We start from the raw sequence: 15,210 nt of genomic DNA on the forward strand, positions 1-15,210 counted from the left end.
GCCCTAATTATTCTGCGCTGGCCTGCTCATCGGCAAACCAGTGCGCCCGGGCGGCCATGATCAGCTCGCCGGCGGCCTTCTCGTCGATCTCGACCAGCTCCATGAGCTCGTCGGCGCCGAGTTCGGCCAGCTCGTCGCGCGAGGCCACGCCGGCTGCCGCCAGCTGGCCCGCGAACTGTTCGTCGACACCGTCGACTTCGAGCAGATCCGGCTCATATTCCGCGTCGCCGCCTTCGGCGCTCGAGATCGCCTTGGACAGCAGGTAATCGCGTGCGCGACTGCGCAACTCCTCGACGATATCTTCGTCGAATTCCTCGATCTCGAGCAATTCAGCCTCGGGCACGTAGGCGATTTCCTCAGTCGAGGTGAAACCTTCCTGAACGAGGATAACTGCGACCTCGTCATCGACATCGAGTTGTTCGCGAAACATGACCTGAAGCTGTTCACCTTCGGCCTCGCTCTTCGCGTCCGCGTCCTCGAGCGTCATGACGTTGAGCTTCCACCCCGTCAGCTCGGAGGCCAGACGAATATTCTGACCACCGCGGCCAATCGCCTTGGCCAGGGAATCCTCAGCGACCGCCAGGTCCATACTACCCGAATCCTCGTCAAGAACGATGGATTCGACATCCGCCGGCGCCATGGCATTGATCACGAATTGTGCCGGATTCTCATTCCACATGATGATATCAATGCGTTCGCCGGCAAGCTCGTTGGACACGCTTTGCACCCGTGAGCCGCGCATGCCGACGCAGGCGCCGACCGGGTCGATCCGGCGATCCTTGGCCTGCACCGCGATCTTGGCACGCAGGCCCGGATCGCGCGAGGCCCCGCGCAGCTCGATCAGGCCCTGACCGACTTCCGGCACCTCGAGCTTGAACAGTTCGATGAGAAACTCCGGCTTGCTGCGGGACACGAACAGCTGCGGACCACGCTGTTCGGGACGCACATCATACAGATAACCGCGGACACGGTCGCCCGGGCGCATCGGCTCGCGCGGGATCATCTGATCGCGCGGGATGATCGCCTCGGCGTTACCGCCCAGGTCGAGAATCACCGAACCGCGCTCCATGCGCTTGACCAGCCCCGTGATCAACTCACCGACACGGTGCCTGTAGGCGTCCACGATCTGCGCTCGCTCGGCCTCGCGCACTTTCTGCACGATAACCTGCTTGGCCGCCTGCGCCGCGATACGGCCGAACTCGACCGACTCCATCGGTTCCTCGATGTAATCGCCGACCTCGACTTCGGGATGCGTTTCGCGCGCGGTCTCGAGTGAAATCTCGCGATCCGGGGCTTCAATGAACACCGGCTCGCCATCCTCGCCCTCGGCACCGGGATCGATCACCTGCCAGCGACGAAACGTCTTGTAATCGCCGGTCTTGCGGTCGACTTCGACACGCACCGCGATCTCCCCGCCATGCTTCTTGCGGGTCGCTGACGCCAGCGCGGCCTCGATCGCCTCGAAGATGATCTCGCGATCGACGCCTTTCTCGTTCGATACCGCTTCGGCGACTAAAAGGACATTTTTATTCATCACACCACCTGAGTGTTTCGCTTACGCCGGCCCGGAGGGACCGTTGCAGACCCGATCCGTCGCCTCACTCGTCGTTGTCGAATACCGGCTCCAGTCGCGCTTTGGCCATATCGCCCAAAGGCAGATCGTATGTGGCGTCATCACACGCCAACTCAACCACCTCACCCTTCACGGCATGAATTCGACCCTTGAACTTCCGCTGACCCGACACCGGCGCAAACATCTGCACGCGCGCGCGCTCGCCGACAAAGCGTTGAAAATGCGCCGCGCTGGCGAGCGGCCGGTCCAGACCCGGCGAAGACACTTCGAGCTGGTAACTCGCGCCGCCCTCGCCGTCGGCCACATCCAGCGCCGCGCTCACCTCATGGCTGACCGCTTCGCAATCTTCAATGCCGATTCCGTCGGGCGAATCGATATACAGGCGCACCACCGCGTTCGCGCCGGCGCCCACCGATTCCAGGTGCCACAACTCGTAGCCCATATCGGTCACGACAGGTTCGAGCAGCTTGTGCAGGCGGTGCGGCATAATCTTGAGACTCGGCGATTATGAGTCGCCAACAAAAAAGCCCCGCATCGGGGGCTTTTCGATAACCAGTTGTGGTAGCGGGGGCAGGATTCGAACCTGCGACCTTCGGGTTATGAGCCCGACGAGCTGCCAGACTGCTCCACCCCGCACCCGATGAGCGCGAAACTATAACAAGTTGCGGACTGCAAAGCAAGCCGGAAATTGTCTCCGAGAGGCTTTGAAACCCGCCCGACTGGCCGTCCAATCGGTCAACGCGAGGCGCAGATTAGCATAGACGCTGACAGACGCAAGCCTTTTGTTGCGTGTTTATTTCAAAGGCATCGCGAAGCCCGGCATGACGGGCGATCCGAACGCCCAGACGCCGCGGTACTGCAAGACCCGTCGCGCTGTATGCGCCGCTCACAACCACGATCTCCGACAAGCATCGCTCGGGCCTGTCGCGATTGCGCACGACTTCGCGCCAGACGCCTTTATGCTTTTCGGGCTTCGTTCGGCGAAGAAACTCTACGCCGATGCGGTTGTGCGTTCGCGGTGCAGCCGATTCGAGGCGCTAACCGGCAACGGCGCCGGACGAAGCTCGTCACTCGAATTATTCGCTTGGAAAGGCAGCGCATACAGTCGTGTAGGTCGGATTAGCGCAGCGTAATCCGACATGGACGCCAGTTCGCGAGTGGGGTGCGATCGGCCATGTCGGCTTACGGCCTGCGGCCTAAGCCGACCTACGACAAACCGCCATCGGCGTGAATCTGTGTTGATCTGCGGACAAATGCCTTAAGGAACGAAGAGAGCCAGTCGTGCGGCGCCCCGAAACCACGTATATCGCGAACCCGGTCCGCAAATGAACGCGAAGTACGCTAATGGCGGATCGGTATTTCGACCTGGCAGACGCGCGGCGCATTATGCTTTCGGGCCTCGTTCGTCGAATAACGTGGTCCACAGATCGACGCCGATTCACGCCGATGCGATTGCACTTCCGCGGCGTAGCGGATTCGAGGCGCTAACCGGCGACGGCGTCGAACGAAGCTCGTCACCCGAATGATTCGCTTGCGAACAAAGCGCATACAGTCCATTCGCGCCACAATCGCACCAGCGCCGCAAACGACTAACCGCCATCTGCGTGAATCTGTGTCGATCTGTGGACAAATGCCTTAAGGAACCAAGCTAGCCAGTCGTGCGGCGCCCCGAAACCACGTATATCGCGAACCCGGTCCGCAAATGAACGCGAAGTACGCTAATGGCGGATCGGTATTTCGACCTGGCAGACGCGCGGCGCATTATGCTTTCGGGCCTCGTTCGTCGAATAACATGGTCCACAGATCGACGCCGATTCACGCCGATGCGATTGCACTTCCGCGGCGTAGCGGATTCGAGGCGCTAACCGGCGACGGCGTCGAACGAAGCTCGTCACCCGAATGATTCGCTTGCGAACAAAGCGCATACAGTCCATTCGCGCCACAATCGCACCAGCGCCCCAAACGACTAACCGCCATCTGCGTGAATCCGTGTTGATCTGTGGACGAATGCCTTGAGGAACGAAGAGATTAGCCCTGCGGCGCCCCATGGCCACAGCGGTCGCGACCCGGTCGTGTAGGTCGGATTAGCGAAGCGTAATTCGACATCGACTCAAATCCGCGAGCGGGGTGCGGTCCAAGCCGACCTACGTCTGCTGAAAATGTGAAATACCAACGAACCAGCGCCACTGACGACTAACCGCCATCTGTGTAAATCCGCCGCGATGAACGAAAAAAGCCGCGCCCTGATCACAGGACACGGCTTGATGTGGTGCCGACGGCCGGACTCGAACCGGCACAGCTCTCGCTACTGCCCCCTCAAGACAGCGTGTCTACCAATTCCACCACGTCGGCAAAATCGTCCCATGGGCTAATCGGGAATTTTCGGCCCTTTGCTCTTGCTCTTGCTCGCACCTGCGGCCTCGCTACCCGAACCCGATCCGGACAAACCGCCCTGGACCTTGTTCGCCTGACCGCCGCCGGCCTTGTTACCTGTCTGCTGCTGGACCACGGATGGCTTGCTGCCTGAGCCCTGCGTCAGCTGATCGGTCACACTGCCACCGCCGCCCGTGGTGCTGGCCCCGTTCACGAGATAGGCCAGGACCAGGCTGGCCAGCATGAACAGCGTAGCCAGCCCCGCGGTGGCACGACTCATGAAGTTGGCCGAACCCTTGGCACCGAACACGGTGCCCGAGGCGCCGCTGCCGAACGCGGCGCCGGCGTCAGCGCCCTTGCCGTGCTGCAACAGAATCAGCGCAATCAGCGCAAGCGCGATCACAACCTGCGCGATCACCAGAATCGTATAAACCATGCAATCAGTCCGCTCGGCGCACTAGACAATAGCGCGCGCGATGTCGACGAATGAGTCCGCTTTGAGCGACGCCCCGCCGACGAGTGCCCCGTCGACGTCCGCGCCAGCGAAAAGCGCCACCGCATTATCCGGTTTTACGCTGCCGCCGTAAAGGATCGGCAGCGAGTTGGCTATTGTAGCATCCCAGTTCGCGATTTGGGACCGTAAAAACGCATGAACGGACTGCGCCTGTTCCGGCGAGGCCGAACGCCCGGTGCCGATGGCCCAGATCGGTTCATAGGCCAGCACCATGGCCTCCAGGGTCCGACGCTGGCAACGGCCGGTCAGCGCGTCGATCTGGCGCGCAAGCACGCTCTCCGTGTCATCGGCCTCGCGCTGCTCGAGCGATTCGCCCACACACACGATCGGGGTCAGGCCCGCGGCGACCGCCGCTTCGGCCTTGGCCACCACGACGTCGTCGCTCTCGCCAAACAGCTCGCGCCGCTCGGAGTGGCCGACCACGACATAACGCGCGCCGCACTCGGCCAGCATCGCGCCGTGGATTTCGCCGGTGAAGGCGCCGGGTTCGAGCTCGCTGGACAGGTCCTGCGCGCCGGCCGCCACATGGCTCGGCTCCAGCGCCCGCGCGAGGCGTTCCAGGTAGACGAAGGGCACGCACACGGCGAGATGGCAATCAAGGGAGGGCGCGGCCTCGACCAGGGAACGGCCGAAGGCGTCAACCTGCGCCGCGCTGCCGTTCATCTTCCAATTGCCGGCGATGAATTTACGACGTGTCATGGATTCCCTCTTCCGTGATGAATGGTGTGTCCGCCTCAGACCGCGGCTCGCTGATCGACCACATCGGCCAGGCATTTGGCATGGCGCGCGACCGCTTCGCCGTCCCGCCCCTCGACCATCACCCGCAACAGCGGCTCGGTGCCCGAGGGTCGTAATAATACGCGCCCGTCGCCGCCGAGTGCAGTCTCGACGTCGCTCACCGCCCGCATCACGCACGCGTCAGCCATCAGCGCGTCGGCCGTGCCGCGCCCGACGCGCACATTGATGAGCGTTTGCGGACACTTCTCGACCGGGGCGACCAGGTGCGACAGGCGCTGGTGTCGATCACACATGGCGGCCAGCACCTGCAGCGCCGACACGGTACCGTCGCCAGTGGTCGCTCGATCCAGGCAGATCAAATGGCCGGAGGATTCCCCGCCCACGGTGCCGCCGCGGGCCAGCAGCCGCTCGAAGACATAGCGATCGCCGACCTGCGCACGCTCGAACTCGATACCGCGCGCTTCGAGGGCCAGCGCCAGGCCGAGGTTGCTCATGAGCGTGCCCACCACCGGCCCGCGCAACTCTCCGGCCCGCTGGCGCTCGTCGGCAATCACGTAGAGCAACTGATCACCGTCGACGACCGTGCCATTCTCGTCGACCATGATGCAGCGGTCGCCATCGCCGTCGAGGGCGACACCGGCATCGGCGCCGAGCCGCTGCACGGCGTCTGCAACATGATCGGGATGGGTCGATCCGCAGTCCTGATTGATATTCAGGCCATCCGGGTTGTTGCCGATCGCATGCACGGTGGCACCCAGCTCGCGAAACACTTCCGGCGCCGTCTGGTAGGCCGCCCCATTGGCGCAGTCGACCACGAGCGTCAGGCCGCGCAGGCCGCCATTGGCCAGGCGCGCGGTGGATTTGCAGAACTCGATGTAGCGGCCCGAGGCGCTTTCCACGCGGCGCGCGCGGCCCAACTGGCCCGAGGCCACGCAGGCCAGCGGCTGGTCGAGCTCGGTTTCGATCTCGATCTCGAGCGCATCGTCCAGCTTCTGGCCATGGTGCGAGAAAAACTTCACGCCGTTGTCGGCGAAAGGATTGTGCGAGGCGCTGATTACCACGCCGGCCAGCGCGCGAAACGTCCGCGCCAGATAGGCGATGCCAGGCGTCGCCAGCGGGCCGACCAGCAATACGTCGACGCCGGCGGAGGCGAAACCGGCCTCGAGCGCGGATTCGAACATATAGCCGGACAGGCGCGTGTCCTTGCCGATGACCACGCACGGGCGCGCGCCGCGCACTGCATCGCTGCCGCGCTCGTTCAGACGCCGCAGCAGCACGCGCCCCGCGGCCCAGCCCAGTCGCAACGCGAAATCCGGCGTCATCGGCGCTTCCCCGACCTCGCCCCGGATTCCATCGGTTCCAAAGTATTTCCGACCCACCTCGGTTCTCCCCGATTGCTTGGTCCGGCCGCCCGATGCCGGGCTAGCCCGGCATCACCGGCCCGGCATCACCGGCCCGGCATCACCGGCCCGGCATCACTAGCCCGGCATCAAGTGCCGCGCAAGACACACCATCTGCGCCGTCTCGCGCACATCGTGACAGCGTATGATACCCACGCCCTGAAGCGTGGCCCAGAACGCCGCGCCGAGGCTGGCATTGATGCGCGACGGCATGTCGTCACGCTCGAACAGCCGCGCGAACATCGATTTGCGCGATACGCCCATCAACACCGGCCGCCCGGCAACATCAAGTTCGCCGATGGCGCGCAGGAGCGCCAGGTTGTGCGCCAGCGTCTTGCCGAACCCGAAGCCCGGATCGACCACGATGCGCGCAGGGGCGAGGCCGGCCGCACGACAGGCGGCAACGCGATCCTGCAGGAAGCCGCGTACTTCAGCCACCACGTCGGTATAAACCGGTGCGGATTGCATGCTCTCCGGCTCGCCCTGCATGTGCATGACACAGACCGCCGCATCGGCCGCGGTCGCGGCCTCGAGCGCGCCGGGGCGCGTCAGGCCACGGATGTCGTTGATCATGTCGGCGCCCGCCGTGCACGCGGCCCTGATGACCTCGGGGCTGCTTGTGTCCACGGAGATGAAGACGTCGCTTTCCGCGCGGAGCGCCTCGACTACCGGCAGCACGCGATCGCATTCGGCCGCCGGCGATACCGGCGCGGCGCCGGGGCGGGTCGATTCGCCGCCGATATCGATGATGGCCGCCCCCCGCCCGATCATCGCGAGCGCGTGCCGGACCGCCGATTCCACGGTGACGTAATGCCCGCCATCGGAAAACGAGTCGGGCGTGACGTTAAGCACCCCCATCACGGCGGGTTCGGCCAGCGACACACGGCGATTCGCACCGGCGAGTACAGCGACCGGCGCCTGGTGGCCGTTTGTATTCATACGCGATCCATAAAAAAAACCGGCGGCTCCAGACTCGGAACCGCCGGCTCGATCGATTTGCTACGACTGCCGGTTATGCGCCGGGCTGGGAACGCTGTCGCCGCCCCGCTTGCCGCCGGTATCCGACTCGCCGGCGCTCTCGCCGCGGCCGACACTCGCACCGGAGCCACCGTTGCCCGGGCCAGACGGATCGGAGTCGGTCCAGCTTTCCGGCGGGCCGGGCTCGTGGCCCTGCATGATCTCGTCGATCTGCTTGCGGTCGATGGTCTCGTATTTCATGAGCGCATCGGCCATGAGGTGCAGCTTGTCCATGTTGTCTTCGAGGATCTGCCGCGCCCGCTCGTAGCATCCATCGATGATCGAGCGAATCTCCTCGTCGATGGCATGCACTGTCTCGTCGGAAATGCCGCCGCCCTGGGCCGCGGCCTTGCCGAGGAAGGGCTCGCTATCCTCGGTGTTGTACGCAATCGGCCCCATGCGCTCGGACAGCCCCCACTTGGTGACCATGTTGCGGGCGATCTCGGTCACGCGCTCGATGTCGTTGGAGGCACCGGTCGTCACCATGTCCTTGCCATAGATGATCTCTTCGGCCAGACGGCCGCCGTATAGCGAGCAGATCTGGCTGTTGAGCCGCTGCTTCGAGTAGCTGTAGCGGTCTTCCTCGGGCAGGAACATGGTCACGCCCAGGGCACGCCCGCGCGGCACGATGGTGACCTTGTGCACCGGATCGTGCTGCGGCACGGACAAGCCGATAATCGCATGGCCGGCCTCGTGATAGGCCGTCATCCGCTTGTCGTCCTCATTCATGATCATGGACTTGCGCTCGGCGCCCATCATGATCTTGTCCTTGGCGCGCTCGAAGTCGTCCTGCGTGACCTCGCTCTTGTTGGCACGCGCGGCGAACAGGGCCGCCTCGTTGACGAGGTTGGCCAGATCCGCACCGGAAAAGCCCGGACAGCCGCGCGCCAGGATGCTCGGCTTGACGTTTTCATGCACCGGCACATTCTTCATGTGCACTTTCAGAATCTGTTCGCGACCGCGCACGTCCGGCAGCGGCACCACGACCTGGCGGTCGAAGCGGCCCGGGCGCAGCAGCGCCGGATCGAGCACGTCCGGGCGGTTGGTGGCGGCGATCACGATCACGCCCTCACTGCCCTCGAAGCCGTCCATCTCGACCAGCAGCTGGTTCAGCGTCTGCTCGCGCTCATCATGCCCGCCGCCGAGACCGGCACCGCGCTGACGGCCGACCGCATCGATCTCGTCGATGAAGATGATGCACGGTGCCTGTTTCTTGGCCTGCTCGAACATGTCGCGGACACGCGATGCGCCCACGCCGACGAACATTTCGACGAAATCGGAACCCGAAATCGAGAAGAACGGCACCCCGGCCTCGCCGGCGATCGCCTTGGCGAGCAGCGTCTTGCCGGTCCCCGGCGAACCCACCATGAGCACGCCACGCGGAATCTTGCCGCCCACGCGCTGGAACTTGGATGGATCGGACAGGAACTCGACCAACTCCTGGACCTCGGACTTGGCTTCCTCGACGCCGGCCACATCCGCGAACGTCAGCTTGACCTGGTCGGCGGCCATCATCTTGGCCTTGGACTTGCCGAACGACATGGCGCCGCCGCCCTTGCCGCCGCCCTGCATCTGGCGCATGAAGTAGATCCAGACACCGATCAACAGCAGGAACGGGAACCAGGAGATCAGGATCTGCTTGAGAAACGATCCCTGATTCGGCGGCTCGCCAGTGATCTCGACATGGTGATCGAGCAGCGTACCGATCATGGCCTTGTTATCGGTTTCCGGGCTGTAGGTATGGAATTTCTGCCCGGAACTCAGCTGCCCCGAGATGTGGTGATCCTCGATGTGCACCTGGGATACATTGTCGTTCTTGACCTTCGTCAGAAAGTCGGAATACGCCATGCTCGAGCCAGTCGAGCCCGAGGGCGCGAAGCTGGAAAACACGCTCATCAATACGAGCGCGATCACCACCCAGAGCAGCAGATTCTTCGCAAGTTCGTTCAAGATCGTCGTCCTCGATCACCGACGCCGGCGATCGTATTTGGTTATTCGGTCGGCTATCTACCGACAGTGTAAACCATCATGTACTCAAACCACCCACCAGGCGATGCAAGCGAAAAGCGGCGTCAGCCGCCTTGCCAGCCGGTGCCCAACAGGTACATTTCTCGGCTCGCATCGCGCGAAGCCTTGGGCTTGCGCGTCATGACCCGGGCAAAGCGCTTACGCATGTTGGCCAGAAGCTCATCGAAGCCCTCGCCCTGAAACACCTTGATCAGCAGCGCCCCGCCGGGCCGCAGCACGTCATCGCACAGCGCCAGCGACAACTCGGCCAGCTGCATCACACCGGCCTGATCTGCTGCCTTCACACCTGTCAGATTGGGGGCCATATCGGAAAGTACAAGATCCACGCCCGCGCCATCGAGTTCGGACATGAGCGCATCGAGTCCCGCCTGCTCGGCGAAATCCACCTGCAGGAAACGCACCCCGTCGATGCCGTCCATGGGCAGGCGATCGAGCGCGATGACCCGGGCCTCCGGTTTCCGGCGGCGCACGTACTGACTCCAACCGCCCGGTGCGGCGCCGAGATCGACCACACAGCGGGCGCGGGCGAGCAAACGGTCCTTGTCGTCGATTTCGGCCAGCTTGTAGGCCGCCCGAGAGCGGTAATGGTCGGACTGCGCGGCCTTGACGTAGGGGTCGGCGCGATGCGCCGCCAACCAGCGCTTGGTGTCACTCCGCTTGCTCATGGCCTTATACTGTTGGTTTGCTGATGAACACTGGACACCATGCCCGTCGCCCTGGATAAATCGACCCGCCTGGCGCTGAAGAAACAGGCCCACCACCTCAAACCGATCGTGCAGTCGGGGGCAGCCGGCCTGAGCGAGGGCGTGCTTGCGGAAATGGATCGGGCCCTGACCGATCACGAGTTGGTCAAGGTCAAGCTCGTGGCGGACGACAAGGCTTCATTCAACAGCGAAGTCGAACAAGCCTGCGCCGCGCTCGATGCCGCCTGCGTGCAGCAGATCGGCCGGACCGCAACGCTGTATCGGCCCAACCCGGAAAAGAGCGACGGCTGAGGCCGCCGCACCCCGGCTTACTCAGCGGTAGCGCACCTCGACGACCTCGAGCGTTCGCTTGCCGCCGGGCACGTCGACATCCACGACGTCGCCCTCGCTCTTGCCGATCAACGCGCGCGCGATCGGCGACGCAAACGACAGCAGGCCCTTCTTGATATCCGCCTCGTCCTCGCCGACGATCTGGTACGTCAACTCGTCGCCGGAATCCTCGTCCGCCAGATCCACGGTGGCACCGAAGATGATACGCCCGTTGGCCTGGGCGCCGGCCTTGGCTACGTCGACGATCTGGGCCGACGCGAGCTTGGCCTCGACCTCGGCGATCCGGCCCTCGTTGAAGCTCTGCTCTTCCTTCGCAGCGTGGTATTCCGCGTTCTCCTTGAGATCGCCGTGCGCGCGCGCTTCCTCGATCGCCGCGACGATGCGCGGACGCTCTGTCTTCTTCAGGCGTTCAAGTTCCTGGCGCAGCGCCTGCGCGCCGCTTTCGGTCAGTGGCGTACGGTCCATGAAACCACCTCGGCATGATTCTTCGCATGGAAAACAAAACGGTCGCCCGAGACGGCGACCGCTTCGCGACTCAACTGGGGGCGCAAGGCTGTGCCATTACGCCGATCGCACAGGCTAGCAGCGTGCGTGATTCAAGTCGAGACAGCGTGATCGATACCCTCGGCGGCCACTTCCGCCAGGTGATCGATCTGCTCCGGCGTGATGACGTAAGGCGGCATGAAATAGATCGTGTCGCCCAGCGGTCGCAGTAACGACTGACGGGTCAGCCCGTGCCGGTATACCGACAGGCCGCGTCGTTCACGCCAGTCGAACGGCGTGCGGCTGGGCTTGTCCTTGACCATCTCGATGGCCAGCACCATACCGGTCTGGCGCACTTCAGCCACATGCGGATGATCCGCCAGCGGCGCGGTCGCACGGGCCATGCGCTCGGACAGCACACGGTTGGCGTTGATCTGGTCCCGCGCCGCGAATTCGTCCAGTGTGGCGAGCGCCGCGGCACAGGCCAGCGGATTGCCGGTGTAGGAATGCGAATGCAGAAAGGCCGTGAGGTTTTCGTATTCGTCGTAGAACGCGGCGTAGACGTCATCGGTGGTCAATGCCACCGACATCGGCAGGTAACCCGCGGTGATGCCCTTGGACAGGCACATGAAATCGGGCGTGATACCGTGCGCCCCGGCCTGCTCGCAGGCGAACAGCGTGCCGGTGCGGCCGAAACCGGTGGCGATCTCGTCAGCAATCAGATGCACGTTGTAGCGGTCGCAGGCTTCGCGCAGCAGTTCCAGATAGACCGGGTGATACATGCGCATGTGCCCGGCACATTGCAGCAGCGGCTCGACGATCACCGCGCAGGTTTCGTGCGCGTGTTTGGCGAGCAACGCCTCCATGTGGACGAACATCTGCCGGCTGTGCTCTTCCCAGGACACGCCCGCCTCGCGATGGAAACAATCCGGCGACGGCGCGGTCAGCGGCTTGAGCAATAGCGGCTCGTAGGTCTTCTTGTAGAGGGCGACATCACCGACCGCCAAGGCGCCCAGCGTTTCGCCGTGGTAACTGTTGCCGAGATTGATGAAGCGGGTCTTTTCGCCGTGGCCGGTATTGAGCCAGTAGTGAAAGCTCATCTTGAGCGCAACTTCCACCGCCGCCGAGCCATTGTCGGCATAAAACACCTTGTTCAATCCCTCGGGCGAGATGTCCACCAGGCGCTCGGCGAGTTCGACCGCCGGCTCGTGGGTGAACCCGGCCAGCATGACGTGCTCGATGGTATCCAGCTGGGTCTTGATCCGCTCGTTGATCGCCGGATTGGCGTGGCCGAATATATTGACCCACCAGGAACTGACGGCGTCGATATAGCGATTGCCGTCGAAATCCTCGAGCCACACGCCGTCGCCGCGCCGCATCGGAATCGGCGGCAGTTTTTGTGTGTCCTTCATCTGTGTGCAGGGGTGCCACAGTACGTTGAGATCGCGGGCGATCAGATCCTGATTGGTCATGAGTTACGCTTTTTACTGAATGAACGGCGCCGGGCTGGGGTTGCCGGTCTGACCACCCGCGCCCGGCGCTCCACGTTATCGGCAATCGCCGATCCTGAGCAGCGGCTACGGTGCCGCCTGCGTGGCGTTCCTGGCACGCCGATATCGACCTGGAATCCCTGCCTGTTCTACAACAGTGCGAGGTCCAGGACCAGGCCGACAAAGATCACGCCGCCCAGAACATTGTGCTGCATGAATACCTTGAAACAGGATTCCCGATCCCTCGCACGCGTGATCCATTGGTGGTAGACCGACATGGCCACCGCCCCGGCCAACCCAAGGTAGTAGAAAAAGCCCAGCGCGAACATCACGCCCACCCCCACCAGCAGGGCATAGAACAGACACTGAAACGCGCCGATGATGGCGCGGTCGCGCTCGCCCCAGAGGACAGCCGTGGATTTCACGCCGATCCGGAGATCGTCGTCCCGGTCGACCATGGCGTAATAGGTATCGTAGATGAGCGCCCAGATGAGCGTCGCGACGAACAGAACCCAGCCGCCGGCCGGCACATGTCCGCTCTGGGCTGCGAATGCCATCGGCACCGCCCAGCCGAAGGCCGCGCCCAGAAACATCTGCGGCCAGTGGGTGACGCGTTTGGTGAACGGATACAGCGCCGCCAGCGCCACGCCGACAAAGGCCATGGCGATGGTCAGCCCGTTCAACGTGAGCACCAATGCAAACGCGGCCAGACATAGCAGCGCGAACAGCATCAGCGCCTCCTTCTCCCCGACCTCGCCGGTGGCGAGCGGGCGCGCCCTGGTGCGCTTGACGTGGCCGTCGATATGGCGATCGGCGTAGTCGTTCATCACGCAGCCGGCCGAGCGCATGAGCACGGCGCCGACCACAAACACGAACAACACCCAGGGGTTTGGCATGCCACGCGCGGCGAGCCATAACGCCCAGAGCATCGGCCACACCACCAGGAAAATCCCGATCGGCTTGTTCAGGCGCGTGAGTCGCAGATAGCAATCCAGCTTGCCGGCGAGCGGGGTTGTCGTGGCCATCACCAATCCTTTGCGGCCGTCACGGGCCGGTCGATGAAAACGATTATCGGGGCGCATGCACGGCGCAGCTACCCTCGCGCAACCCCGAAACGTTACCATGTTGCAAAATTCCGGCGGCTTCGCTCCCCCAGGGCGCGGCGCTCGCCCTCGGGAGAACCCATGTCCGCTCCTTCTCAGTCCGGCGGTGCGCCGATCACCGACGAGCGCCAGCTGGTCGCTTATTTCGAAGATGCCTGCAAACCGCCGAGCCGCTGGCGCCTGGGCACCGAACACGAAAAGTTCGTATTCGATCGCGACACGCTGCGCCCGCTACCGTTTGACGGAGAGCAGAGCATCTCGACCTTCCTGGACAAGCTCCAGCGCTTCGGCTGGCAGCCGATGGTCGAGGACGGTCGCATTGTTGCGCTCGAGCTCGACCAGTGCCACATCACGCTCGAACCCGGCGGCCAGCTCGAACTCGCGGGTGCGCCGCTGTATACCATCCACGAGACTTGTGACGAGATCCACATCCATCTGCGCCAGGTCAAGGAAGTCGCCGCGGAAATGAATGTCGGCCTGATCGGGCTCGGCTTTCAGCCCAAGTGGCCGCGCGCGGACTGCCCGTGGATGCCCAAGGCGCGCTACGAGATCATGAAGTCGTACATGCCCAAGAAAGGCGATCTCGGCATCGACATGATGCTGCGCACCTCAACCGTGCAGGTGAACATCGACTACGGCTCCGAAGCCGACATGATCAAGAAGTTCCGCGTCGGGCTCGCGCTGCAGCCCATCGCCACCGCACTGTTCGCCAATTCCCCGTTCAAGGAAGGCCAGCCCAATGGTTTTGTCTCCTACCGCAGCCATATCTGGACCGATACCGATCCGGATCGCTGCGGCATGCTCGACTGGGTATTCGACGAGGCGATGGGCTTCGAACGCTACAAGGAATTCGCGCTCGACGTGCCGATGTATTTCGTCTATCGCGACGGGCGCTACATCGATGCCTCCGGCCAGTCGTTCCGCGATTTTCTGGCCGGCAAACTGCCGGCATTGCCGGGCGAGCGCCCGAGCATGGGCGATTGGGACGATCACCTGACCACTATCTTCCCCGAAGTGCGCCTGAAACGCTTCATGGAAATGCGTGGTGCCGACGGCGGCCCCTGGCGCCGCCTGTGCGCCCTGCCGGCGCTCTGGGCCGGACTTTGCTACGACAGCGTCGCGCTCGACGAAGCATGGAACCTGGTGGCCGACTTCACGCGCGAAGAGCGCAACCACCTGCGCGACCAGGCGCCGACGCATGGCCTGAAAACCCCGTTTCGGGGCGGCACGCTGGGCGACATCGCACGCGAAACCATAAAGATCGCGCAAAAAGGCCTGCGCCGGCGCGCGCAGCTGGATAGCCGGGATCGCGACGAATCCATGTTCCTGGATCAGCTCGCCGAGATCGCGGAAACCGGGGTCACGCCGGCCGAGCGCCTGTTGGCGCTATACAACGGCCGCTGGAATCACTCGGTCGATCCGGTATTCGAGGAATTCGCCTATTGACCGCGGTGGAC

13 protein-coding genes and 2 tRNA genes are annotated in these 15,210 nt (G+C 63.6%); 2 read left to right on the plus strand and 13 right to left on the minus strand.

Annotation, left to right across the window (positions count from 1 at the left end; translation table 11 throughout):
* Positions 1-7: 7 nt before the first annotated feature.
* The 10 genes from nusA to SALB1_RS16755 form a co-directional block, all read right to left on the minus strand.
* Positions 8-1,534, minus strand: a complete 1,527-nt coding sequence (gene nusA / locus SALB1_RS16710; RefSeq protein ID WP_109994879.1) for a transcription termination factor NusA — start codon at positions 1,532-1,534, stop codon at positions 8-10.
* Between the two features lie 64 nt (positions 1,535-1,598).
* Positions 1,599-2,060: a ribosome maturation factor RimP gene (rimP, locus tag SALB1_RS16715; RefSeq protein WP_109994880.1), complete on the minus strand. Its 462-nt coding sequence runs from the start codon at positions 2,058-2,060 to the stop codon at positions 1,599-1,601.
* Positions 2,061-2,132: 72 nt separating this feature from the next.
* A tRNA-Met gene (locus SALB1_RS16720) sits at positions 2,133-2,209 on the minus strand.
* 1,631 nt (positions 2,210-3,840) lie between these two features.
* Positions 3,841-3,925 (minus strand) — tRNA-Leu (locus SALB1_RS16725).
* Positions 3,926-3,941: 16 nt separating this feature from the next.
* Positions 3,942-4,382 carry a preprotein translocase subunit SecG gene (secG, locus tag SALB1_RS16730; RefSeq protein WP_109994881.1) on the minus strand — a complete coding sequence of 147 codons (441 nt, stop codon included), beginning with the start codon at positions 4,380-4,382 and terminating at the stop codon, positions 3,942-3,944.
* 21 nt (positions 4,383-4,403) lie between these two features.
* Positions 4,404-5,159 (minus strand): triose-phosphate isomerase, encoded by a 756-nt coding sequence (tpiA, locus tag SALB1_RS16735; RefSeq protein ID WP_109994882.1) that lies wholly within the window; start codon positions 5,157-5,159, stop codon positions 4,404-4,406.
* Between the two features lie 35 nt (positions 5,160-5,194).
* Complete coding sequence (gene glmM, locus SALB1_RS16740) at positions 5,195-6,577, minus strand: phosphoglucosamine mutase (RefSeq protein WP_109994883.1); 1,383 nt, start codon at positions 6,575-6,577, stop codon at positions 5,195-5,197.
* A 99-nt stretch (positions 6,578-6,676) separates the two neighbouring features.
* Positions 6,677-7,537 (minus strand): dihydropteroate synthase, encoded by an 861-nt coding sequence (gene folP / locus SALB1_RS16745; protein ID WP_255414441.1) that lies wholly within the window; start codon positions 7,535-7,537, stop codon positions 6,677-6,679.
* 60 nt (positions 7,538-7,597) lie between these two features.
* Positions 7,598-9,565 (minus strand): ATP-dependent zinc metalloprotease FtsH, encoded by a 1,968-nt coding sequence (gene ftsH, locus SALB1_RS16750; protein ID WP_109994884.1) that lies wholly within the window; start codon positions 9,563-9,565, stop codon positions 7,598-7,600.
* A 122-nt stretch (positions 9,566-9,687) separates the two neighbouring features.
* Entirely contained in the window at positions 9,688-10,308 is a 621-nt protein-coding gene (locus SALB1_RS16755; protein WP_109994885.1) for an RlmE family RNA methyltransferase, read from the minus strand.
* Between the two features lie 39 nt (positions 10,309-10,347).
* Here SALB1_RS16755 and SALB1_RS16760 point away from each other — a divergent pair, with 39 nt between their 5' ends.
* Positions 10,348-10,638, plus strand: a complete 291-nt coding sequence (locus SALB1_RS16760) for a YhbY family RNA-binding protein (RefSeq protein WP_109994886.1) — start codon at positions 10,348-10,350, stop codon at positions 10,636-10,638.
* A gap of 21 nt (positions 10,639-10,659) precedes the next feature.
* Here SALB1_RS16760 and greA read toward each other — a convergent pair whose 3' ends face one another.
* From greA to ubiA, 3 genes are all read right to left on the minus strand, one after another.
* Positions 10,660-11,142: a transcription elongation factor GreA gene (gene greA / locus SALB1_RS16765; protein WP_109994887.1), complete on the minus strand. Its 483-nt coding sequence runs from the start codon at positions 11,140-11,142 to the stop codon at positions 10,660-10,662.
* A gap of 131 nt (positions 11,143-11,273) precedes the next feature.
* Complete coding sequence (locus tag SALB1_RS16770) at positions 11,274-12,632, minus strand: adenosylmethionine--8-amino-7-oxononanoate transaminase (RefSeq protein ID WP_109994888.1); 1,359 nt, start codon at positions 12,630-12,632, stop codon at positions 11,274-11,276.
* A 167-nt stretch (positions 12,633-12,799) separates the two neighbouring features.
* A complete protein-coding gene (ubiA, locus tag SALB1_RS16775) occupies positions 12,800-13,675 on the minus strand; it encodes a 4-hydroxybenzoate octaprenyltransferase (protein WP_109995512.1) in 876 nt (291 codons plus the stop codon).
* 159 nt (positions 13,676-13,834) lie between these two features.
* On the opposite strand from ubiA, the gene SALB1_RS16780 reads away from it, so the two are divergent.
* Positions 13,835-15,199 (plus strand): glutamate--cysteine ligase, encoded by a 1,365-nt coding sequence (locus SALB1_RS16780; RefSeq protein ID WP_109994889.1) that lies wholly within the window; start codon positions 13,835-13,837, stop codon positions 15,197-15,199.
* Positions 15,200-15,210 lie beyond the last annotated feature (11 nt).

The organism is Salinisphaera sp. LB1, assembly GCF_003177035.1.
Classification (GTDB): domain Bacteria; phylum Pseudomonadota; class Gammaproteobacteria; order Nevskiales; family Salinisphaeraceae; genus Salinisphaera.